The sequence below is a fragment of the Mycobacterium gallinarum genome (genome assembly GCF_010726765.1).
GTDB lineage: Bacteria > Actinomycetota > Actinomycetes > Mycobacteriales > Mycobacteriaceae > Mycobacterium > Mycobacterium gallinarum.
This window is the reverse complement of record NZ_AP022601.1, coordinates 2500713-2521773: the sequence shown is the minus strand read 5'-3', so window position 1 is coordinate 2521773 and position 21061 is coordinate 2500713. Positions and strand designations below refer to the sequence as shown.

General features: G+C 66.0%; 15 protein-coding genes and 2 pseudogenes. 13 read left to right on the top strand and 4 right to left on the bottom strand.

What is annotated here, in order from left to right; genetic code table 11:
* Positions 1-68: 68 nt before the first annotated feature.
* The 4 genes from G6N42_RS12210 (at position 69) to G6N42_RS12195 (ending at position 7632) form a co-directional block, all read left to right on the top strand.
* Entirely contained in the window at positions 69-1553 is a 1485-nt protein-coding gene (locus G6N42_RS12210; RefSeq protein ID WP_163729827.1) for a wax ester/triacylglycerol synthase family O-acyltransferase, read from the top strand.
* Entirely contained in the window at positions 1550-3220 is a 1671-nt protein-coding gene (locus G6N42_RS12205; protein ID WP_163729826.1) for an HAD-IB family hydrolase/lysophospholipid acyltransferase family protein, read from the top strand. The genes G6N42_RS12210 and G6N42_RS12205 overlap by 4 nt, the downstream gene beginning before the upstream one ends.
* Entirely contained in the window at positions 3217-5556 is a 2340-nt protein-coding gene (locus tag G6N42_RS12200) for a glycerol-3-phosphate 1-O-acyltransferase (protein ID WP_163729825.1), read from the top strand. Before G6N42_RS12205 ends, G6N42_RS12200 begins: the two co-directional genes overlap by 4 nt.
* Before the next feature lie 69 nt (positions 5557-5625).
* Positions 5626-7632, top strand: a complete 2007-nt coding sequence (locus G6N42_RS12195) for a bifunctional copper resistance protein CopD/cytochrome c oxidase assembly protein (RefSeq protein WP_163729824.1) — start codon at positions 5626-5628, stop codon at positions 7630-7632.
* A 6-nt stretch (positions 7633-7638) separates the two neighbouring features.
* On the opposite strand, the pseudogene G6N42_RS12190 reads toward G6N42_RS12195, so the two are convergent.
* Positions 7639-8022: pseudogene (locus G6N42_RS12190) on the bottom strand (allophanate hydrolase-related protein); the annotation flags it as partial.
* Between the two features lie 143 nt (positions 8023-8165).
* Here G6N42_RS12190 and G6N42_RS12185 point away from each other — a divergent pair.
* From G6N42_RS12185 to G6N42_RS12160, 6 genes and pseudogenes are all read left to right on the top strand, one after another.
* Positions 8166-8478, top strand: a pseudogene (locus G6N42_RS12185) (phenazine antibiotic biosynthesis protein); the annotation flags it as partial.
* Positions 8479-8656: 178 nt separating this feature from the next.
* Complete coding sequence (gene ssb / locus G6N42_RS12180) at positions 8657-9115, top strand: single-stranded DNA-binding protein (protein WP_163729823.1); 459 nt, start codon at positions 8657-8659, stop codon at positions 9113-9115.
* A gap of 96 nt (positions 9116-9211) precedes the next feature.
* Complete coding sequence (gene ettA, locus G6N42_RS12175) at positions 9212-10885, top strand: energy-dependent translational throttle protein EttA (RefSeq protein ID WP_083125809.1); 1674 nt, start codon at positions 9212-9214, stop codon at positions 10883-10885.
* A 93-nt stretch (positions 10886-10978) separates the two neighbouring features.
* A complete protein-coding gene (locus tag G6N42_RS12170) occupies positions 10979-15862 on the top strand; it encodes an NAD-glutamate dehydrogenase (RefSeq protein WP_163729822.1) in 4884 nt (1627 codons plus the stop codon).
* A complete protein-coding gene (locus G6N42_RS12165; RefSeq protein ID WP_163729821.1) occupies positions 15859-16272 on the top strand; it encodes an acyl-CoA thioesterase in 414 nt (137 codons plus the stop codon). Before G6N42_RS12170 ends, G6N42_RS12165 begins: the two co-directional genes overlap by 4 nt.
* Positions 16269-16928, top strand: a complete 660-nt coding sequence (locus tag G6N42_RS12160; protein ID WP_163729820.1) for a DUF8010 domain-containing protein — start codon at positions 16269-16271, stop codon at positions 16926-16928. The genes G6N42_RS12165 and G6N42_RS12160 overlap by 4 nt, the downstream gene beginning before the upstream one ends.
* Before the next feature lie 15 nt (positions 16929-16943).
* Here G6N42_RS12160 and G6N42_RS12155 read toward each other — a convergent pair whose 3' ends face one another.
* On the bottom strand, positions 16944-18527 hold the full coding sequence (locus G6N42_RS12155) for a glycoside hydrolase family 13 protein (protein ID WP_163729819.1): 1584 nt from the start codon (positions 18525-18527) through the stop codon (positions 16944-16946).
* Between the two features lie 75 nt (positions 18528-18602).
* Entirely contained in the window at positions 18603-18998 is a 396-nt protein-coding gene (locus tag G6N42_RS12150) for a globin (protein ID WP_163729818.1), read from the bottom strand.
* Between the two features lie 139 nt (positions 18999-19137).
* Here G6N42_RS12150 and G6N42_RS12145 point away from each other — a divergent pair, with 139 nt between their 5' ends.
* From G6N42_RS12145 to G6N42_RS12135, 3 genes are all read left to right on the top strand, one after another.
* On the top strand, positions 19138-19806 hold the full coding sequence (locus G6N42_RS12145; RefSeq protein ID WP_163729817.1) for an HNH endonuclease: 669 nt from the start codon (positions 19138-19140) through the stop codon (positions 19804-19806).
* Positions 19807-19895: 89 nt separating this feature from the next.
* On the top strand, positions 19896-20147 hold the full coding sequence (gene ctaJ, locus G6N42_RS12140; protein WP_163729816.1) for an aa3-type cytochrome oxidase subunit CtaJ: 252 nt from the start codon (positions 19896-19898) through the stop codon (positions 20145-20147).
* A complete protein-coding gene (locus tag G6N42_RS12135; RefSeq protein WP_163729815.1) occupies positions 20134-20616 on the top strand; it encodes a DUF5130 domain-containing protein in 483 nt (160 codons plus the stop codon). Before ctaJ ends, G6N42_RS12135 begins: the two co-directional genes overlap by 14 nt.
* On the opposite strand, the gene G6N42_RS12130 is transcribed toward G6N42_RS12135, so the two are convergent.
* Positions 20613-20963: an HNH endonuclease gene (locus G6N42_RS12130; RefSeq protein WP_174262064.1), complete on the bottom strand. Its 351-nt coding sequence runs from the start codon at positions 20961-20963 to the stop codon at positions 20613-20615. The genes G6N42_RS12135 and G6N42_RS12130 overlap by 4 nt on opposite strands.
* Positions 20964-21061 lie beyond the last annotated feature (98 nt).

Here is a 21061-nt window from a genome sequence, read left to right as displayed (position 1 = left end):
CGCACTCCCGCGCAGCGGACTAGCGTGGTGACCACCGAATGGGCCTATGGGAAGGGGAGCGACGGGCAATGAGCGATGTGCCGGACCTCGACGCCGACGGACTCCCGGAGGAACTGAGCGCGTTCGATCAGATCCTGCATCGCGGTGAAGCCAACCCGCGCACCCGGTCGGGGATCATGACCGTGGAGATCCTGGATGCCGAGCCGGACTGGGAGCAGTTCCGGCGACGGTTCGACAACGCCTCACGCAAGGTGCTGCGGCTACGGCAGAAGGTCGTCACGCCCACGCTGCCGACGGTGGCGCCGCGGTGGGTCATCGATCCCGATTTCAACCTCGACTTCCACGTCCGCCGAATCCGGATCGCCGAGCCGGGCACCCTGCGCCAGGTGCTCGACCTCGCCGACGTCGCCGCGCAGTCGCCGCTCGACATCTCCCGGCCATTGTGGACCGCGACGCTGATCGGGGGGCTCGAAGGCGGCGGTGCTGCGATCATGATGCATCTGAGCCACGCCATCACCGACGGTGTTGGCGCCGTCGAGATGTTCGCCAACATCTACGACCTCGAGCGCGAGCCCGCGCCGCGAGCAATCCCTCCGTTGCCGATTCCGCAAGACCTCTCACCCAACGACTTGATGCGGCAAGGGGTCCGGCGCCTCCCCGGCACGATCGCCGGCCGCGTGCGCGGCGTCGTCGCCGGCACCGCTCATGTGGTTACCGAAGCGATTCGCGACCCGGTCTCGCGCATGGGCAGCGTCGTCGGCTACGCGATGTCCGGTGTCCGCGTGATGGGCCCGGTCGCCGAGCCGTCGCCGGTGCTGCGCCGGCGCAGCCTGTCGTCGCGCAGCGAGGCCATCGACATCAAGTTCGGCGACCTGCATCGCGCGGCCAAGGCGGCGGGTGGCTCGATCAACGACGCGTACCTTGCGGGTTTGTGTGGCGCGCTGCGGCTCTACCATGAGGCCAAAGGTGTTCCCATCGATGCCTTGCCGATGGCGGTGCCGGTCAACCTTCGATCCGAGGCCGACCCCGCCGGTGGAAACCGGTTCGCAGGGGTCAATCTCGCTGCGCCAATCGGGCTGCAGGACCCCGAGGTGCGAATCAAGAACATCCGTTCACAGATGACGAGCAAGCGCGAAGAGCGGGCGATCGACATGGTCGGTGCCATCGCCCCGGTGATCAGCCTGCTGCCTGACTCGGTGCTCGAATCGATGGCGGGTTCGATCGTCAACTCCGACGTGCAAGCCAGCAACGTGCCCGTTTACGCGGGCGACACCTTCATCGCCGGGGCAAAAATCCTGCGACAGTACGGAATTGGTCCGCTGCCCGGTGTGGCGATGATGGTGGTGCTGATCTCTCGGGCGGGGTATTGCACCATCACCACACGCTACGATCGCGCCGCGATCAACGACCCGGACCTGTGGGCACGCTGCCTGTTGTCGGGATTCGACGAAATCCTGGCTCTGGGTGGCGACGGCCGCGCAGAGCCGGCGTCGTTCTCCGCGGAGCCGCCCGAAACTGCCCAAATCTCACCGAACGGAAGTGCGCTGCAATGACTTCGGGAAACGGCCAAGGCGCGCCGGCCATCGGCAGGACCATGCGACTGCCCGGTTCCGTCGCCGAAATCGAGGCGAGCCCGGCCGGACCTGAGGTCGGCGCGTTCTTCGATCTCGACGGCACGCTGGTCGCCGGCTTCACCGGTGTGGTCATGACGCAGGACCGGCTGCGGCGCCGCCAGATGTCGGTCGGGGAGTTCATCGGCATGGTGCAGGCCGGGCTCAATCACCAACTCGGTCGCTCCGAATTCGAGGACCTCATCGGCAAGGGCGCCCGAATGCTGCGTGGCAACTCCCTCGATGACATCGACGAGCTGGCCGAGCGTCTGTTTGTCCAGAAGATCGTCGGCCGCATCTATCCCGAGATGCGTGAGCTCGTCCGCGCACACATGGCCCGCGGCCACACCGTGGTGCTCAGTTCGTCGGCGTTGACGGTGCAGGTCGAGCCGGTCGCGCGGTTCCTCGGCATCAAGAACGTGTTGAGCAACAAGTTCGAGACCGACGAGGACGGTCTGCTGACCGGAGAGGTGCTCAGGCCGATCATCTGGGGTCCGGGCAAGGCCAGGGCGGTGCAGGCGTTCGCCTCCGAGAACGACGTCGATCTGGCGAAAAGCTATTTCTACGCCGACGGTGACGAGGACGTCGCGCTGATGTATCTGGTCGGCAATCCGCGGCCCACCAACCCGGCGGGCAAGCTCGCGGCGGTCGCCGCCAAACGTGGCTGGCCGGTACTGAGATTCAGCAGCCGCAGTGGCAGCAGCCCGGTGTCACAGCTGCGCACCGCCGCGGGCATCGCGACGATGATGCCGATCGCCGCGGGCGCTATCGGACTCGGCCTGCTAACCCGCAACCGGCGCACCGGCGTCAACTTCTTCACGTCGACGTTCGGCCGGACGCTTCTCACGACCATCGGTGTCGATCTCAATGTGCTCGGCAAGGAGAACCTGACGGCCGAACGGCCTGCGGTGTTCATCTTCAACCACCGAAACCAGGCCGACCCGCTGATCGCCGGGAGACTCGTCGAATCCAACTTCACGTCGGTCGGAAAGAAGGAACTCGAGAAGGACCCGATCGTCGGCACGATGGGCAGGATCATGGACGCGGCGTTCATCGACCGTGACGATCCGCAGAAGGCGATCGAGGGACTGAAGAAGGTCGAGGAGCTCGCGCGCAAGGGGCTCTCGATCCTCATCGCGCCCGAAGGCACCCGGCTGGACACCACCGAGGTCGGCCCGTTCAAGAAGGGCCCGTTCCGTATTGCGATGTCGGCGGGAATCCCCATCGTGCCCATCGTGATTCGTAACGCCGAAGTGATCGCCGCCCGCGATTCGAGCACGTTCAATCCCGGCATCGTCGACGTCGTCGTGTATCCGCCGATCCCCGTAGACGATTGGACTCATGACAACTTGTCCGAACGCATCGCCGAGGTACGCGAACTCTACCTCGACACGCTGAGGGACTGGCCGCGGGACGAGCTGCCCACTCCAGAGCTGTACCGCCGCGCGGCTCCGGACAAGAAGGCGCAGAAGTCTGCGGCAAAGAAGGTTCCCGCCAAGAAGGCGGCCACCAAAGCGGCCGCCAAATCGACGGCCAAGAAGGCTGCGGCGAAGAAAACCCCCGCCAAGAAGACGGCGACGAAAAGGGCTGCGCCGAAGGGCCGGTCGTGAAACCCACCGCGGACCAGATGGCACCGTTCACCGCTACCGACGACTCACTCGTGCTGGCATCGGTGTCGTCGCCGGCCGAGCAGGAACTGCTCAACGACTGGCTGGAACAGCAGCGCCGCGAGCATCCCGACGCCAAGGTGGACGTGTTGCGGCTGCCCGACGACGATCCGCCTCCCGGCGTGCTCGCTCAGCTCGTCGCCGAGCTGGAGGCCGACGAGGATCGGTCCGTTGTCCCCGTGCGGGTGTTCTGGGTGCCGGGCGGACTACCGACCCGTTCGAAGGTGGTGTCGCTGCTGTCGGGTCGCGACACCTACCGGCCGCCAGAGCTTCTGCAGCGCCGCATCCTGCGCAAGGATCCGTCTCGCGCGCGGGTGGTCGCCGGCGAGCCCGCCAAGGTTTCGGAGCTTCGGCAGCAGTGGGCCGACACCACGGTCGCCGAGAACTCTCGGGAGTTCGCGCGATTCGTGATGCGTCGCGCGGCGTTGGCGATCGAGCGTGTCGAGCTGCGCCTGCTGGGACCGGAATACAAGTCCCCGCGCCTGATGAAGCCAGAGATCCTGGCCTCATCGCGGTTTCGCGAAGGCCTGGAACAGATCCCGGATGCGACGGTCGAAAAGGCGGGGGAGATGCTCGATGAGCTCTCCACCGGCTGGAGCCGCTTTTCGGTCGACCTGATCCCGTCGCTGGGCCGCGCCATCTTCAGCCGCGGGTTCGATCCCAACGTCGACTACGACCGCGCCGAGGTCGAGGCGATGCGCGACAGCCTGGAGAACCATCCCGCGGTGCTGCTGTTCTCCCACAGGTCTTATCTCGACGGTGTGATCGTCCCGGTGGCCATGCAGGAGAACCGATTGCCACCGGTGCACACCTTCGCGGGCATCAACCTGTCCTTCGGGTTCATGGGTCCGCTGATGCGTCACTCGGGCGTGATCTTCCTGCGCCGCAAGCTCGACGACCCGCTCTACAAATACGTGCTGCGGCAGTTCGTCGGCTACATCGTCGAGAAACGCTTCAACCTCAGCTGGTCTATCGAGGGCACCCGCTCACGCACCGGAAAGATGTTGCCGCCCAAACTCGGTCTGCTCGCCTACGTCGCTGATGCGTACCTCGACGGCCGCAGCGACGACATCCTGCTGCAGCCGGTATCGATCAGCTTCGACCAACTGCACGAAACCGCCGAATACGCCGCATATGCGCGAGGAGGCGAGAAGACGCCCGAGGGTTTGTCCTGGATGTACAACTTCATCAAGGCGCAGGGTGAACGCAACTACGGCAAGATCTACGTCCGCTTTCCCGCGGCGGTGTCGATGCGCGAATACCTCGGTGCCCCACACGGTCCGATGGCCACCGACGAGGCCGCCAAACGCCTGGCCATGCAGAAGATGGCCTTCGAGGTGTCGTGGCGGATCCTGCGGGCAACGCCGGTCAATGCGACCGCGCTGGTGTCGGCGCTGCTGCTGACCACCCGCGGTGTCGCCCTGACACTCGATCAACTGCACCACACCTTGCAGGATGCGCTGGATTACTTGGAGCGCAAGCAAACTCCGATGACCAACAGCGCGTTACGGTTGCGCACTGCCGACGGGGTGCGCGCCGCGCTCGACGCGCTGTCCAACGGTCATCCGGTCACGTGCGTCGACGGTGGCCGCGAGCCGGTGTGGCGGATTGCGCCCGAGGACGAGCACGAGGCGGCGTTCTACCGCAACACGCTCATCGACGCGTTCCTCGAGACGTCGATCGTCGACCTGGCGCTGGCGTACTCGGGGCGCGCCGAAGGTGACCGCTTGGAAGCGTTTTGGAGCCAGGCGATGCGGCTCCGCGCTCTGTTGAAGTTCGATTTCTACTTCGCCGACTCGGCAGCCTTCCGCGAGCATGTCGCCGAAGAGATGTCCTGGCACCAGGACTGGGAGTCGCACGTCGCGTCGGGAGACGTCGACAGCGTGCTGCGCGCCAAACGTCCGCTCATCGCCGGTGCGATGCTGCGACCGTTCTTCGAGGCGTACGAGATCGTGGCGGATGTGTTGCGTGAATCGCCCCCCGACATCGACGAGAAGGCGTTGACCAAGCAAGCGCTGGGTCTCGGCAATCAATACAGCGCGCAGCATCGGGTGCAGAGCAACGAGTCGGTGTCCGCCCTGTTGTTCGCGACGGCGCGTCAGGTGGTCGCCGACCAGAATCTGCTGACACCGGCCGCCGATCTGGACGAGCGACGCGCAGCGTTCGCGACCGAGTTGCGCGGCATTCTGCGCGACATGGACAAGGTCGAGCAGTTCTCCCGCGAGCAGTTCTATGCGCGCGAGGTCGCGCGCCGCAACCTCCGCACCGAACCGGCCTAGCAGCTCGCCCACCACGCATTCCGGATATCGCCTGCGGGCTGGCGACTGGCCACGCCATACGCTGAACGCATGACGACGGTCGCATCCCGCGTGCGCACCGGCCCGGTGTGGCCGGTGCTCGTCGGGGTCGCTGTGCTGGCCGGGGCGACCGCCGCGGGCCTGGGCGCGCTGTCGCTCGCGGATGCGCTGACGGCGACGGGGCTGCCCGATCCGGGCCCGGTGACCACGTATGGCCTGCCGTTCGTCCGAGCAGCGGGGGAGATCGCCGCCGTGATCGCCGTCGGGTCGTTCCTGTTCGCCGCATTCCTGGTACCTCCGCAGGCCAACGGGGTGCTCGACGCCGGCGGCTATCGTGCGCTGCGGCTCGGCACTGTCGCCTCCGGCGTGTGGACCGTCTGCGCCGCGTTGCTGGTCCCGCTGACCGTGTCCGACGTCACCGGGCAGCCCATCTCCTCGCGCCTGGACCCGTCCGCGATCTGGTCGGTGGCGAGCCTGGTCGAGATCGCCGGGGCGTGGCGGTGGACCGTCTTCATCGCCGCTGCCGTGACCATCGCCAGCATCCCGGTCCTGCGCTGGTCGCCGACGCCGCTGCTGTTCGCGGGGTCCCTGGCCACCCTGCTGCCGCTGGCGCTGACCGGTCATTCGGCCTCCGGCGGTTCCCACGATCTGGCCACCAACAGCCTGCTCATCCACCTCGTGGCCGGCGCGCTCTGGGCCGGCGGGTTGCTGGCGCTGCTGGTGCACGCGCTGCGCGGTGGCGAGCACGCCTACCTGGCGGCGCGTCGATTCTCGGCGGTCGCACTGTGGTGCTTCGTCGCCATGGCGTTCAGCGGTGTCGTCAACGCCCTCGTCCGGGTTCAGCCCTCAGATCTGTTCGACACCGCGTACGGCTGGCTGATCCTGGCCAAGACGGCGGCGCTGTGCGTACTCGGTGCGCTCGGTTGGTTGCAACGCCGCCGCGGTGTCGCCGCGCTGGAGGCGGACCCTGGGGCGCGCGTTCCGTTGATCAGGTTGGCACTCGTGGAAGCGGTGGTGTTCGGCCTGACGTTCGGTATCGCCGTCGCGCTGGGGCGGACACCGCCCCCTGCGCCCCCCATCTTCAATCCCTCCATCCCGGTGATCGAAATCGGCTACGACCTGGCAGGTCCACCAACGCTGGCCCGCATCCTGTTCGACTGGCGCTTCGACTTGGTATTCGGCACGGCAGCCATCGTGTTCGCCGTCGTGTACACGGTTGCCGTCATCAGGCTGCGGCGCCGCGGCGACACATGGCCGATCGGCCGGACCGTGGCATGGCTCCTGGGTTGTCTGGTCCTCCTGTTCGCCACGTCATCAGGCGTCGGCCGGTATATGCCGGCCATGTTCAGCATGCACATGGCCGCGCACATGCTGCTGTCGATGCTCGCGCCGATCCTGCTCGTGCTCGGGGCTCCCGTCACGCTCGCATTGCGGGCGCTACCCGCCGCTGGCCGCGACGATCCGCCGGGGCCCAGGGAGTGGCTGCTCGCCGCCCTGCATTCTCGGGTGTCGCGCGTGCTCACCAATCCGTTCGTCGCGACGTTCCTGTTCGTGGCGGGTTTCTACGGGCTGTACTTCGGCGGCATCTTCGACGCGGCGGTGGACAGCCACCCCGCCCACCTCGCGATGAATCTGCACTTCCTCCTGACCGGCTACCTGTTCTATTGGGTGGTGATCGGCGTCGATCCGACTCCGCGGCCGATCCCGCCGCTGGGCAAGGTCGGCATGGTGTTCGCGTCGTTGCCATTCCACGCGTTCTTCGGGGTGGTGTTGATGAGCACGAACACGGTACTGGGAGAGCCGTTCTACAAGTCGCTGCAGCTGTACTGGCACAACGACCTGCTCGGCGACCAACGGCTGGGTGGTGGAATCGCCTGGGCGGCAGGCGAGTTGCCGCTCGTCATCGTGATGGCCGCGCTGCTGATTCAGTGGCGCCGCAGCGACGAGCGCACCGCGAAGCGGCTGGACCGCGCCGCGGATCGCGACGACGAGGCCGACCTCGCCGCGTACAACAGGATGCTCGCCGAGCTTGCCCGCCGCGAGGAGCAGTCCCAGTAGCGGTCGTTAGACCGCCCGTGCCGCAATGGCGACGGGCCAGCTGCCATAGCGACTTATGTCGGGGCCGGTGGCGGCTGAAGCATCGCAACTGAATCCGGTTCGCCATGTGCCGTCCTCGAACTCGACCTTGCCCAACTGCATGGGCGCGGGGAGCGCCGCGAGGAACAAGCCGAGTGCCCGTGGCGAGAGCAACCAGCGATGACCCATGATGGAGGCGCCCGCAGCGCCGTCGGGCACGCGGGTGACGGCGGGCTTGGGCGGGTCGGTCGGCAGCACCGACATCCGGTACCTGGGGGCCGTGGTGATCTCGCCGGCCCACTGCGCGCCCAAATCCGTGAGTTCGTGAGACAGCGGTCCGCCCCGCAGGTGCGCGCCGAACACCACCAACTCCAGATCCTCGCTCATGGGCCTTCAATGTACGGGGCATCGTGACCGGCACGCGCGGTAGACGCTTGCCGAATGGCACGTTAACGCACGCATTTTCGCGAGATAGGTCACGCTGCATGCCACGTGGCGGTGACACCACTGGTGCCGTGACCGGTGTCGACTTCTCATTGCTGGACGTTCCGCGCGACCGACCCGTCGAGGACCCGGACGCGTTTCTGCGCGCGGCGATCGCATGGCATTTCGGCGCCGATCCCGCTGATCTTCGAATCGGGCGGAACCACCGGGGCACCGAAGCGCACCGCCCAGCTGCCTGATTGGGTCGAGCAGGTAACCCGTTGGCAGGTAGAGGATTTCGCGGCAGGTGGCTTTGTCCGCGGCAGCGGACTGGCGTGCCTGATGCCGAGCGGTCCACATGGCGTCGGCTACTTCTCGCGCGAGGTTTCGCGGCGGTTGGGATCGGCGGGTTGTGCGGAGGCACTCGAAGGCTGACCCGCGGCCTATCCACAACGGCGGATTGATCCACAGCCGCGGGGCGGCGCCGACCGTACGTGGTCTCGATGTCGGCGGCCCGACGGTCAATGGTCGTGTCACCGACGCGCCGGGTCGCCGGCCGTCGCACGTAATGAAAGGAAGCATCATGTTCGAGACGCCGTTTCACATCGTCGGCAATATCGTCACCGATCCAATCCACCGCCAGGTCGGCGAGCAGGAGATGGTCAGGTTCCGCGTCGCCAGTAATTCCCGCCGCCGCACTGCCGAAGGAACATGGGAGCCGGGCAACTCGTTGTTCGTGACGGTGACCTGCTGGGGGCGCGCGGTCGCTGGTGCCAGCGCCGGTCTCGTGAAGGGCGATCCGGTGATCGTCGTCGGACACGTCTACACCAGCGAGTACGAGGACCGTGACGGCAACCGGCGCTCGTCGGTCGAGGTACGGGCGACATCCGTCGGCCCAGATCTGGCCCGCTGCACCGCCCGCATCGACCGGACCAAACAACCGGCCGACGCGCGGGTCACCGACCTTGCCGACGAAACCTCCGACGCCAGCGATGACGGCGCCGCCGACGAGTCAGGCCGGGAGCTGCCACTGTCGGCGTAGCCGCAGGCACACGGTCGGCTCGACCGTAGGGGCCACGCCTAGGATGGTCGGCGGCGATAAACGACTCGACCCTCTTTTGAAAGGCAACACCACGGCATGGCCGAATTCATCTATTCGATGCGGAAGGTCCGCAAGGCGCACGGCGACAAGGTCATCCTTGACGACGTCAGTCTGAACTTCCTTCCAGGCGCGAAGATCGGCGTTGTCGGTCCTAACGGGGCTGGTAAGTCGAGCGTCTTGCGGATCATGGCCGGGCTCGACACCCCCAACAACGGCGATGCGCTGCTCCAACCGGGTGCGACGGTCGGCATTCTGATGCAGGAGCCGGAGCTCGACGAGACCAAGACGGTCCGCGAGAACGTTGAAGAAGGCGTTGCGATCAAGGCCAAGCTCAACCGCTACAACGAGGTCGCCGAGCTGATGGCCACCGACTACAGCGATGAGCTGATGGAGGAGATGGGCAAGCTCCAGGAGGAGCTCGACGCCGCCGACGCCTGGGACATCGACTCCCAGCTCGAACAGGCGATGGACGCGCTGCGCTGCCCACCGGCCGACGAGCCCGTCACCCATCTGTCCGGCGGCGAGAAGCGGCGGGTGGCGCTGTGCAAGCTGCTGCTGTCCAAGCCCGACCTGCTGCTGCTCGACGAGCCGACCAACCACCTCGACGCCGAGAGCGTTTTGTGGCTCGAACAGCATCTCGCCAGCTACAAGGGCGCCATCCTGGCCGTCACGCACGACCGCTACTTCCTGGACAACGTCGCGGAGTGGATCCTGGAGCTCGACCGCGGACGCGCTTACCCGTACGAGGGCAACTACTCCACCTACCTGGAGAAGAAGGCCGAGCGCGTCGCCGTTCAGGGTCGCAAGGATGCCAAGCTGCAGAAGCGACTGCAGGAGGAGCTGGCCTGGGTCCGGTCTGGCGCCAAGGCGCGCCAGGCCAAGAACAAGGCCCGCCTCGGACGCTACGAAGAGATGGTCACCGAGGCGGAGAAGACCCGCAAGCTCGACTTCGAGGAAATTCAGATCCCGGTCGGCCCGCGCCTCGGCAACGTGGTCGTCGAGGTGGAGCATCTCGACAAGGGGTTCGAGGGGCGCACCCTCATCAAGGACCTGTCGTTCACTCTTCCGCGCAACGGAATCGTCGGCGTCATCGGCCCCAACGGTGTAGGTAAGACCACGCTGTTCAAGACCATCGTCGGTCTCGAGCAGCCGGACAGCGGCACCGTGAAGGTCGGCGAGACGGTCAAGCTCAGCTACGTAGACCAGAGCCGCGGCGGCATCGACCCCAAGAAGACCGTGTGGGAAGTGGTTTCCGACAAGCTGGACTACATCGAGGTCGGACAGAATGAGATCCCGTCGAGGGCGTATGTCTCGGCATTCGGTTTCAAGGGTCCGGATCAGCAGAAGCCCGCCGGCGTGCTGTCGGGTGGTGAACGCAACCGGCTCAACCTGGCGCTCACCCTCAAAGAGGGCGGCAACCTGATCCTGCTCGACGAGCCGACCAACGATCTCGACGTCGAAACGCTGTCCTCGCTCGAGAACGCGCTGGAGAATTTCCCCGGCTGTGCAGTCGTGATCTCGCACGATCGCTGGTTCCTCGACCGCACGTGCACGCACATCCTGGCGTGGGAGGGCGACGACGACAACGAGGCCAAGTGGTTCTGGTTCGAAGGCAACTTCGGCGGCTACGAGGAGAACAAGATCGAGCGGCTCGGTGCCGACGCGGCACGTCCGCACAGGGTGACCCACCGCCGCCTCACGCGAGACTAGTGTCCATCGTGCGGACCACGTGGTCGCCTGCTCGTCGAGCCGGCGACGACGTCCAATGACGGGCGGTCCACGGGTACAGGCGAGGAGCGTCGCATGTCGGTGAATCCGGGAGCCATCGGCGGACCAGCTGGTCCCGGTCGCGCCGGACCTTCAGCACCTCACGCGCTGAGCCCGGAAGACGTCGCGCGGCTCGCGCACGCCTATCTCGATACCTACCGCGGCCCGCACGATGCACCCGCGTCCGACGCGTCGCTGACCCTGCCGGTCGATATGTCGTCGCGCCAGATGATGGGCCCGGCGCTCGTGACCGCGCATCATCGCCTTGGGCAGCGTCGGGCGGTCGGCGAAACGCGGGTCGCGGTATACGGCGGGGACGACCCGAAGGGCTTCGGTCCGGCGATGCAGATCGTCACTGATTACAGCCCGATGGTGATGGATTCGGTGACCGTGCTGCTGCACCGATTCGGCGTCTCGTACTCGGCGATCATGAACCCGGTCTTCCGGGTGCGACGAAGCTCGAACGGCGAGCTGCTCGACGTCCGGCCGTCCGCCGACCCGGCGGCGTCGCGTGAAGGCGTCGATGAGTCTTGGATCCATGTTCAACTCGGCCAAGCCGCGGACAGCGGCGCGCTCACCCAGGTTGCCCAGTTGCTGCCGGGCGTCCTGGCCGACGCACGGCAGGTCGCGCTGGACTCCAGCGCGATGGGTGCCTCGATGCGCCAACTGGCGTTCGAACTCGATAACGACCACAACGGCCGATTCCCCGGGCGGGATCGCAAAGACGTTGCAGCGCTGCTGCGGTGGCTCGCCGACGGGCACTTCGTGCTGCTCGGCTACCAACGCTGCTCCGTCGACAATGGTCGATCTTCGGTGGACCCGGCGAGCCGGCTCGGCGTCCTCCGGCTGCGCCAGGATGTGCTGCCGCAGTTGACGCACAGCGACGAGCTGCTTGTGCTGGCTCAGGCGACCATCCCCAGCTACCTTCGTTACGGCGCGTACCCTTACATCGTCGTCGTACGCGAGCAGTTGGGTCCGACGGTGATAGAACACCGTTTCGTCGGCCTGTTCACCGTCGCGGCGACCAATGCCAATGTGCTTGAAATACCGCTGATTTCCGGGCGAGTGCGCGAGGCGTTGGCGCTCTCGCAGCGCGATCCGAGCCACCCGGGCCAGTTGCTGCTCGACATCATCCAGACCATTCCCCGTTCGGAGTTGTTCGCGCTGTCGGCACGGGCGCTGCTCGACATGGTCAAGGCGGTCGTCGACCTCGGGTCGCGACGCCGCACCCTGTTGTTCATGCGGGCCGATTCGCTCGCCCATTTCGTCTCGTGTCTGGTGTACCTTCCCCGTGACCGTTACACCACCGACGTGCGGCTGGAGATGCAGAACATCCTGGTGCGCGAGCTCGGCGGGGTCAGCATCGAGTACACCGCACGCGTCAGTGAATCACCATGGGCCGTAGTGCATTTCACGGTCCGCATGCCCGACGGCTCGCGTCCGGCGGACATCGATGCCTCGATGGAGAACGAAACCCGCATCCAGGGTCTGCTGACAGAGGCGGCCCGCACGTGGGGAGACCTGCTGACCGGTGCGGTCAGGACCGGTTCCATCGACCAAGCCAAGGCAGCGCACTACGCGTCGGCGTTCTCGGAGTCCTACAAGCAGGCCTTCACGCCGCATGAAGCGATCAACGACATCGCCATCATCGAAGAGCTGCAAGATAATTCGATCAAGCCTGTGCTCCTGGACGCCGTCGAGGAACACATCGCGCAGCTCACCCTGTATCTCGGCGGACAGTCCGCGTCCCTGAGTGCCCTACTCCCGATGCTGCAGTCGATGGGTGTCGTGGTGCTCGAGGAGCGGCCGTTCACCGTGACCCGACCCGACGGTTTGCCGGTGTGGATCTACCAATTCAAGATGTCGCCGCACAGTTCCGTACCGGAGGTGCCGCCGGGCCCTGAACGCGACGCCGCCCAGATGCGCTTCGCCGATGCGGTGACCGCGATCTGGCACGGCCGCGCCGAGATCGACCGGTTCAACGAACTCGTCCTGCGGGCCGGCCTCACCTGGCAGCAGGTAGCCGTTGTACGCAGCTATGCGAAATATCTGAAGCAGGCGGGTTTTCCGTACAGCCAGTCACACATCGAGTCCGTGATCAACGACAACGCCGCGACGGCGCGATCGCTGGTCGAATTATTCGAGGCCCTGTTCTGTCCGACCGCGCCGACAGACGATGCGCCGCGACGACGCGACGCCCAGGCCGCCGCAGCAGCCGTCGCCGCCGACATCGACGCCTTGGTCAGTCTCGACACCGACCGAGTTCTGCGCGCGTTCGCGTCGATGATTCAGGCCACGCTGCGCACCAACTACTTCGTCACCCGGCAGGAGTCCGCGCGCGCACGAAACGTCCTGTCCTTCAAGCTGAACCCAGGCCTGATCGACGAACTCCCGCTGCCGCGACCCAGGTTCGAGATCTTCGTGTACTCGCCGCGCGTCGAGGGCGTACACCTGCGATTCGGGCATGTGGCCCGCGGCGGACTGCGCTGGTCGGATCGCAGAGAGGACTTCCGCACCGAGATCCTGGGCCTCGTGAAGGCTCAGGCGGTGAAGAACGCCGTCATCGTGCCGGTCGGCGCCAAGGGTGGGTTCGTCGTCAAGGACCCGCCCCCGGCCACCGGCGACGCCGCAGCCGACCGAGACGCCCAACGCAGCGAGGGCGTGGCGTGCTACCGACTCTTCATCTCCGGTCTGCTCGACGTCACCGACAACGTCGACAAGGTCACCGGGGCGGTTGTGACGCCGGCCGACGTCGTGCGCAGGGACGGCGACGACGCGTATCTCGTCGTCGCCGCCGACAAGGGCACCGCGACGTTCTCAGACATCGCCAACGAGGTGGCGCTGTCCTACGGCTTCTGGCTCGGCGACGCCTTCGCGTCGGGCGGATCGGTGGGCTACGACCACAAGGCGATGGGTATCACCGCCAAGGGTGCGTGGGAATCGGTCAAACGGCATTTCAAAGAGATGGGCGTCGACACCCAGTCCGAGGACTTCACCGTCGTCGGCGTCGGTGACATGAGCGGCGACGTGTTCGGCAACGGAATGCTGCTGTCCAAGCACATTCGACTGCGCGCCGCGTTCGACCATCGGCACATCTTCATCGACCCGGACCCCGACGCGGCGACGTCGTGGGACGAGCGCAAGCGACTGTTTGAACTGCCGCGGTCCAGCTGGGAGGACTACAACGCCTCGCTGATCAGCGAGGGCGGCGGCGTGTACAGCAGGGAACAGAAGGCGATCCCGATCAGCTCGCAGGCCCGCACGGCACTGGGCATCGAGGACGGCGTCGAGGAACTCACCCCACCCGCGCTGATGAAGGCGATCCTGATGGCGCCTGCGGATCTGCTGTTCAACGGCGGCATCGGCACCTACATCAAGGCCGAGACGGAGTCCGATGCCGACGTCGGCGATCGTGCCAACGATCCCGTGCGGGTCAACGGTAATCAGGTGCGCGCCAAGGTCATCGGAGAAGGTGGCAACCTGGGCGTGACTTCACTGGGGCGGGTCGAGTTTGATCTCGCAGGGGGCCGGATCAACACCGATGCGCTGGACAACTCGGCAGGCGTCGACTGTTCCGACCACGAGGTCAACATCAAGATCCTGATCGATTCACTCGTCACCGCGGGCAAGGTCAGTCCGCAGGACCGCACCGAACTGCTGCTGTCGATGACCGACGAGGTCGGTCGTCTTGTTCTCGAGGACAACGTCGATCAGAACGATCTGCTGGGCACCAGCCGCGCGAACTCGGCCAGTCTGCTCCCCGTCCACGCCCGCATGATCAAGGACTTCGTCCACGATCGTGGGCTGAACCGGGAACTCGAGGCGCTGCCATCCGAGAAAGAGATCAGTCGTCGCTCCGAAATCGGAATCGGTTTGACTTCACCGGAACTCGCGACGCTGATGGCTCACGTCAAACTTGCTCTCAAGGACGACGTGCTCGCCAGCGACCTGCCCGATCAGGACGCGTTCGCTGCTCGCCTGCCGGTGTATTTCCCCGCCAGGCTTCGCGAGGAGTTCGGCGCGGACATCCGTGCGCACCAGCTGCGTCGGGAGATCGTCACCACGATGCTGGTGAACGACCTCGTCGACACCAGCGGCATCAGCTACGCCTACCGGGTCGCCGAAGACGTCGGTGTGGGGCCGGTGGACGCGGTCCGAAGCTATGCGGCGACCGACGCCATCTTCCGGATCAGCGACGTGTTGCGTCAGATCCGCGTGGCCAGCGAAAACGGGGTGTCGGTGGTGGTGTCGGACCGGATGACATTGGATCTGCGGCGGCTCATCGACCGGGCCGGGCGCTGGCTGCTCAATTACCGGCCGCAACCGCTGGCGGTCGGGGCCGAGATCAATCGGTTTGCGGCCAAAGTCGCCGCCCTGACTCCGCGCATGTCGGAGTGGCTCCGCGGCGACGATCAGGCGATCGTGTCGAAGGAGGCCGGCGAGTTCAGTTCGCAGGGAGTGTCTTCCGACCTGGCGTACATGATCGCGACGGGGCTGTACCAGTACAGCCTGCTCGACGTCATCGACATCGCGGACATAGTCGACCGCGAACCGGCCGAGGTTGCGGACACGTACTTCGCGTTGATGGATCACTTCAACACCGACAGCCTGCTCACGGCGGTGTCACGGCTCGAACGGGATGACCGTTGGCATTCTCTGGCGCGGCTGGCGATTCGCGACGACATCTACGGTTCGCTACGTGCGTTGTGCTTCGATGTGCTGGCCGTGGGCGAGCCCGACGAGACCGGCGAGGAGAAGATCGCCGAGTGGGAGTCGACCAACAGTTCGCGAGTCGGCCGTGCGCGGCGAACGCTCGCCGAGATCTACGAGGGCGGAGAACTTGACCTGGCCACCCTGTCGGTGGCCGCCCGTCAGATTCGCAGCATGACTCGGACGAGTGGAACGGGGACGTCTGGGTGACACATGGTTTCATCGCGCCGGTGCACGTCCGTTGGTCGGACATCGACATGTATCAGCACGTCAACCACGCGACTATGGTCACACTCCTCGAAGAGGCACGGATTCCGTTTCTGCGTGAGCCGTTCGGTCCTGAGATCGACACCATCGGCCTGCTGATCGCGGACGTGCACATCTCCTACAAGGCGCAGGTGCGACTGATCGATTCGCCCTTGCAGGTGACGATGTGGACGAAGAAGGTGCGGTCTGTCGATTTCACCATCGGATACGAAGTGCGGCCGGTGGGTGCGTCTGCCGACTCGAAACCCGCCGTGATCGCCGATACACAGCTGGCCGCCGTACATATCAGAGAGCAAAGACTGCAACGACTTTCAGATGGTCAGAAGGCGTATTTGCGGCAATGGTTGAGATGACTCAACCCGAGCGCGGTATTTGGCTGCACGACGCCGCTGATCGCGAAGACCTCGCGGCCTTCGTCGAGCGCGCCTTGCGACTGGACGACGCGGCGGTGATCCGGTTACGTGAGCGCGAGGGCGGTCTGGTCACGGCCTGGGTGTCGACCGGGTTCGACGTGCTGGCCAGTCGCGTGGTCGCCGGTGAAGTCAAGCCTGCCGACCTGTCCGTGGGTGCCGACGCGTTGGGCGCGGGTCTGGCCGCGATGGATGCCAGCGGATATGTCGGGACGGGCTTCGCGATGGACTCCGCGTGGCGCGGTGCGTTGCCGCCCGAGTCGGGCTTCGAGCACCTCGATGACGTGCCTGCCGGTGTCATGCTCGATCTGGCGCAGCGAGGAATGGCGCTCGCCAAGGAGCATTCCAGCTCGCACGGTCCACCCGCGTCGCTGCTGGACCAGGAGGTGGTGGCGGTCATCGCCGGCGACGCCAGCGTTGGTATACCGATGCGCTGTGTATTCGCCTTGACCGCAATGGGTTTCCTGCCGCAATCGGGTGATGCCGTCGGCGGCGACGAGATCGTGCGAGTGCGTGCGCTTCCGTCATGGTTGCGCGTCGACGCTCGCTTCGGTTCGGTTTATCGACGACGCGGCGACCCGGCATTGGTCCTGCGTTAAAAGCCTTCGCGGAAACTAGACCAGCCAGGCGGCGGCGTTCGGCGGCAGCTTGCCGCCCACCAGTTCAGCACTCGCCAACAACACCTCATCGTCGGGCAGCGCTATCGCGTCGGCGCCGGCATTGAGCACGCATACCAACCCGCCGCTATTCCGGAACGTCAACGTGTCGGCCGGGGAGTCGAGCCATTCGATCGTCGGACCGGCGAATTCGGCTCGATCCCGCCGCAATTCGATTGCTCGCCGGTAGAACGTCAGCGTCGACGCCGGATCACCGTCCTGCTGCTCGACGGTCAACGTCGCCCAGTCCTCAGGCAGCGGCAGCCAGGTGTCAGAACTGTCCGAGAACCCGAACGGAGGTGCCTCGCCCTCCCACGGCACCGGCACCCGGCTGGCGTCGCGCCCGCGCCGCGTGTGACCCGAGCGCTCCCACACCGGATCGCGCAGCGCCTCGTCGGGCAGGTCGACGTTGGGCAGGCCCAGCTCTTCGCCGTTGTAGATGAACACCGCGCCGGGCAGTGCCAGCATCGCCAGCGTCATCGCCTTGGCGCGGTCCAGGCCGACGGCTCCGCCGCCGTACCGGGTCGGTTCACGGTCGACGTCGTGATTGGCCAGCGTCCAGCTCGGCGTCGCATCCACGAGATGCGCTGCGGCAAGCGAGTTCTCGATGGCATGACGGATGTCGGTGGCGTCGAACTCCGCGCGCAGCAGGCGGAAGTTGAAGGCCAGATGCAGCTCATCGGCCCGCACGTACTGCGAGAACTGCTCGTTGTCGTACACCCAGACCTCGCCGATGGCGACCGCGTTGTCGTAATCGTCGAACACCCCGCGGATCTGCCGGTGGATGTCGTGCACGCCGTCGTTGTTGAAACGCGGGTCGTCGTCCATATCGGCCAGCAGCACTTCAGCCTTGATGTGCTCCATGTCGGGCAGTCCCGGCGGCTTGGCCATCCCGTGTGCGACATCGATGCGGAACCCGTCGACGCCGCGCTCGAGCCAGAACCGCAGCGTCTTCTCGAGATCGTCGAAGACCTCCGGGTTGTCCCAGTTCAGATCCGGCTGTTCGGCGTCGAAGAGGTGCAGGTACCACTGCCCGGGATTGCCGTCGGCTTCGACGACGCGCGTCCACGCCGGCCCGCCGAAGATCGACACCCAGTTGTTCGGGGGATGAACACCGCCGGGGCCGCTGCCGTCGCGGAAGATGTAGCGCCCGCGTTGATCGCTGCCGGGGCTGGCGGCCAACGCCGCCTGGAACCAGGGGTGCGCCGAGCTGGTGTGGTTGGGCACCAGATCCATCGTCACCTTGATTCCCGCGGCGTGCGCGGCCTCTGTCAGCCGGTCCAGCGCTCCGATGCCGCCGAACATCGGGTCGACGTCGCGGGGGTCGGCCACGTCATAGCCGTTGTCGGCCATCGGCGACACCATGACCGGGTTGAGCCAGATCGCGTCGACGCCGAGTGCCTCGAGGTAGTCCAGCTTGGCGATCACACCGTCGAGATCGCCGAGACCGTCGCCGTTGCTGTCGTAGAACGATCGCGGATAGACCTGATAAAACAGCGCGTGCGACCACCAAGGCTCACGGGCACTCACGTCCTGACTCATCGCCGCCAAATCTACGTCAACGGCCCGCTCGCACCGTCGAGGAAATGGCGCGTTCACCGCCGCTTGGCCCGCTCGTCAGAAGGGTGAGTTGACCATCGAGTGCGCGGCCATCTCCAGATAGGCCAGGAGCTCTTCGCGATGCTCGTCGTCCAACGTCTGCGAGTCGATCTCCGCGACGGCGGTGTGCATGCAGCGCAGCCATGCGTCGCGCTCGAGATAGCCGATCCGAAACGGTGCGTGCCGCATGCGCAGCCTCGGATGACCGCGCTGATCGGAGTAGGTCCGCGGCCCGCCCCAATACTGCTCGAGGAACATCCGCAGCCGCACCTCGGCGCCGTCGAGGTCTTTCTCGGGATACAGCGGGAGCAGGATCTCGTCCTCGCGCACCAACTGGTAGAACCGCGACACGAGGGTTCGGAACGTGTCATGGCCACCGACTTCGTCGTAGAACGACCGCTGGGGCTGAGTCACTCCACCATTGTGTCCTGCCGCCACAAAGCGCTGCCCAGCCGGTCGCGTCACCCGATGTTCATTGGACTGACCAGCGAACACGAGCAGAATTGTCGTGCGATTGACAGGAATCCGTGGTGGACTGTCCGACGGAGGACGTATGGCGCATCGCAAGAAAGGCCCGTCCAAAAGGGCTGGCCACCGGCTTCACGACGCCGCAGCGGGCTTGTCCGGGCCCGCAGTGTCGCATTCGCAGTCGCGCGTCCTGCACAGCGTCGAAACCCATCCGCCCAGTACCAGGGAAGGCTCGCTGTGGGGCCGGCGGCGGGTACTCCTGCTGAACTCCACGTACGAACCGTTGACCGCTCTGCCCATGCGGCGGGCGGTCATCATGCTGATGTGCGGAAAAGCCGACGTGGTCCACGACGATCCGGGCGGCCCCGTCATCCACTCCGCCAGCCGCTCCATCGTGGTGCCCTCGGTCATCCGGCTGCGGTCCTACGTCCGAGTGCCTTACCGTGCGCGCATCCCGATGACCAGGGCAGCGCTGATGCACCGCGACCGGTTCCGCTGCGCCTATTGCGGCGGCAAGGCCGACACCGTCGACCATGTGGTGCCACGCAGTCGCGGCGGCGAGCATTCGTGGGAGAACTGTGTGGCGGCCTGCTCGACGTGCAACCACCGCAAGGCCGACCGTTTGCTCTCCGAACTCGGCTGGTCTCTGCGCTCGGTGCCGGTACCGCCGAAGGGCCAGCATTGGCGACTGCTGTCCAGCGTGAAGGAACTCGATCCGGCATGGGTTCGGTATCTGGGCGAAGGCGCGGCCTGAGCTATGGCCCTTGGCTCTTCGCGCGGGCGCTCATCGCTGGCTGTTGGCTCTTCGCGCAGGCGCTCATCGCTGGCTGATACGGTTTGCGCGTGAGCACAGCACTTACTCATTCCCTCCTTGGCGGGGTTCCACTGGCCGTGCTGCTGGTGTTGATGTTCTTGATCTACGTCGTCGGTCCAAAGCGCAAGGGCCCGCATCCGGCTACCTACAAGATGTCCGACAAGTGGACGCATGACCCGATCCTGTGGGCAGCCGATGAACCCGCCGATCACGGCGGTCATGGGGCTGGCCATGGTTCGCACCCCGTCACGGTAGGAGGCGGCGCAAGTGGCAAGTGGTGACGTCGTAACTACTCGTTCCACGGAACTCGCCGAGCTGCCGCGCGGCTGGGTCGTCACGAACAGCGGCCGGATCTCCGGGGTCACCGAGCCCGGCGAGTTGTCGGTGCACTACCCCTTCCCGGTCAACGATCTGGCGTTTCTCGACGACGCGCTGAAATACGGTTCGCGCGCCGCCAAGGCCCGTTTCGCGGTGTACCTCGGGGACCTCGGCGCCGATACCGCGGCGACCGCTCGCCAGATCCTGGCGAAGGTGCCGACACCGGACAACGCCGTGCTGCTCGCGGTGTCCCCCGACCAGCGCGCGATCGAGGTGGTCTACGGCAGCGAGGTCAGCGGCCGCGGCATCGAGGAGTCCGCACCCAAGGGAGTGACCGCCGCCGCGGAGCTGTTCAAGGACGGCAAGCTCATCCCGGGCCTGATCAAGGCCGTCGAGGTGATGAGCGCCGGGGTCTCACCAGCAGCTCATTAGCCGGCGTCGGCCAACAGCGCCGCACGGATCTCGACGTATCGCTGGAGAAATCTGCGTTCGTCGAGGCGCTTACGGCGCATCCATCCGGTGACTTCGTCGTTGCACTTGCTGGTGTTGCACCTGGCGCAAGCGGGCACGACGTTGTCGATGGTGTAGCGCCCGCCGCGGGATATCGCCATGACGCAATCGCGCTGTAGTGCAGCGTCGGTCGCCCCGCAGTAAGCGCAACCTTCCCAGGCATCCTTGATGGCTGCCCACTGCTCGGCGGTCAGGTCATGGTCGACGGCGGCCATCCGTTTCTTGCGCTTGCGCGCAGCGCGCGCTCGTCTCGTCCGACTGACCGCCATCCACAAAGAATGCCGCGCGAGTGACCGCAAAGTGCACACGGTTTACGGCGTGTCGCCGTACAAACACGGTCACTCGCGGCTTCGCGTGGGCCCTTGCG

Excerpts from the sequence above, each read along its gene's own strand:
- G6N42_RS12210 (WP_163729827.1), top strand. The coding sequence starts at position 69 with ATGAGCGATGTGCCGGACCTCGACGCCGACGGACTCCCGGAGGAACTG.
- G6N42_RS12205 (WP_163729826.1), top strand. The coding sequence starts at position 1,550 with ATGACTTCGGGAAACGGCCAAGGCGCGCCGGCCATCGGCAGGACCATG.
- G6N42_RS12195 (WP_163729824.1), top strand. The coding sequence starts at position 5,626 with ATGACGACGGTCGCATCCCGCGTGCGCACCGGCCCGGTGTGGCCGGTG.
- ssb (WP_163729823.1), top strand. The coding sequence starts at position 8,657 with ATGTTCGAGACGCCGTTTCACATCGTCGGCAATATCGTCACCGATCCA.
- ettA (WP_083125809.1), top strand. The coding sequence starts at position 9,212 with ATGGCCGAATTCATCTATTCGATGCGGAAGGTCCGCAAGGCGCACGGC.
- G6N42_RS12170 (WP_163729822.1), top strand. The coding sequence starts at position 10,979 with ATGTCGGTGAATCCGGGAGCCATCGGCGGACCAGCTGGTCCCGGTCGC.
- G6N42_RS12160 (WP_163729820.1), top strand. The coding sequence starts at position 16,269 with ATGACTCAACCCGAGCGCGGTATTTGGCTGCACGACGCCGCTGATCGC.
- G6N42_RS12155 (WP_163729819.1), bottom strand. The coding sequence starts at position 18,527 with ATGAGTCAGGACGTGAGTGCCCGTGAGCCTTGGTGGTCGCACGCGCTG.
- G6N42_RS12145 (WP_163729817.1), top strand. The coding sequence starts at position 19,138 with ATGGCGCATCGCAAGAAAGGCCCGTCCAAAAGGGCTGGCCACCGGCTT.
- G6N42_RS12130 (WP_174262064.1), bottom strand. The coding sequence starts at position 20,963 with ATGGCGGTCAGTCGGACGAGACGAGCGCGCGCTGCGCGCAAGCGCAAG.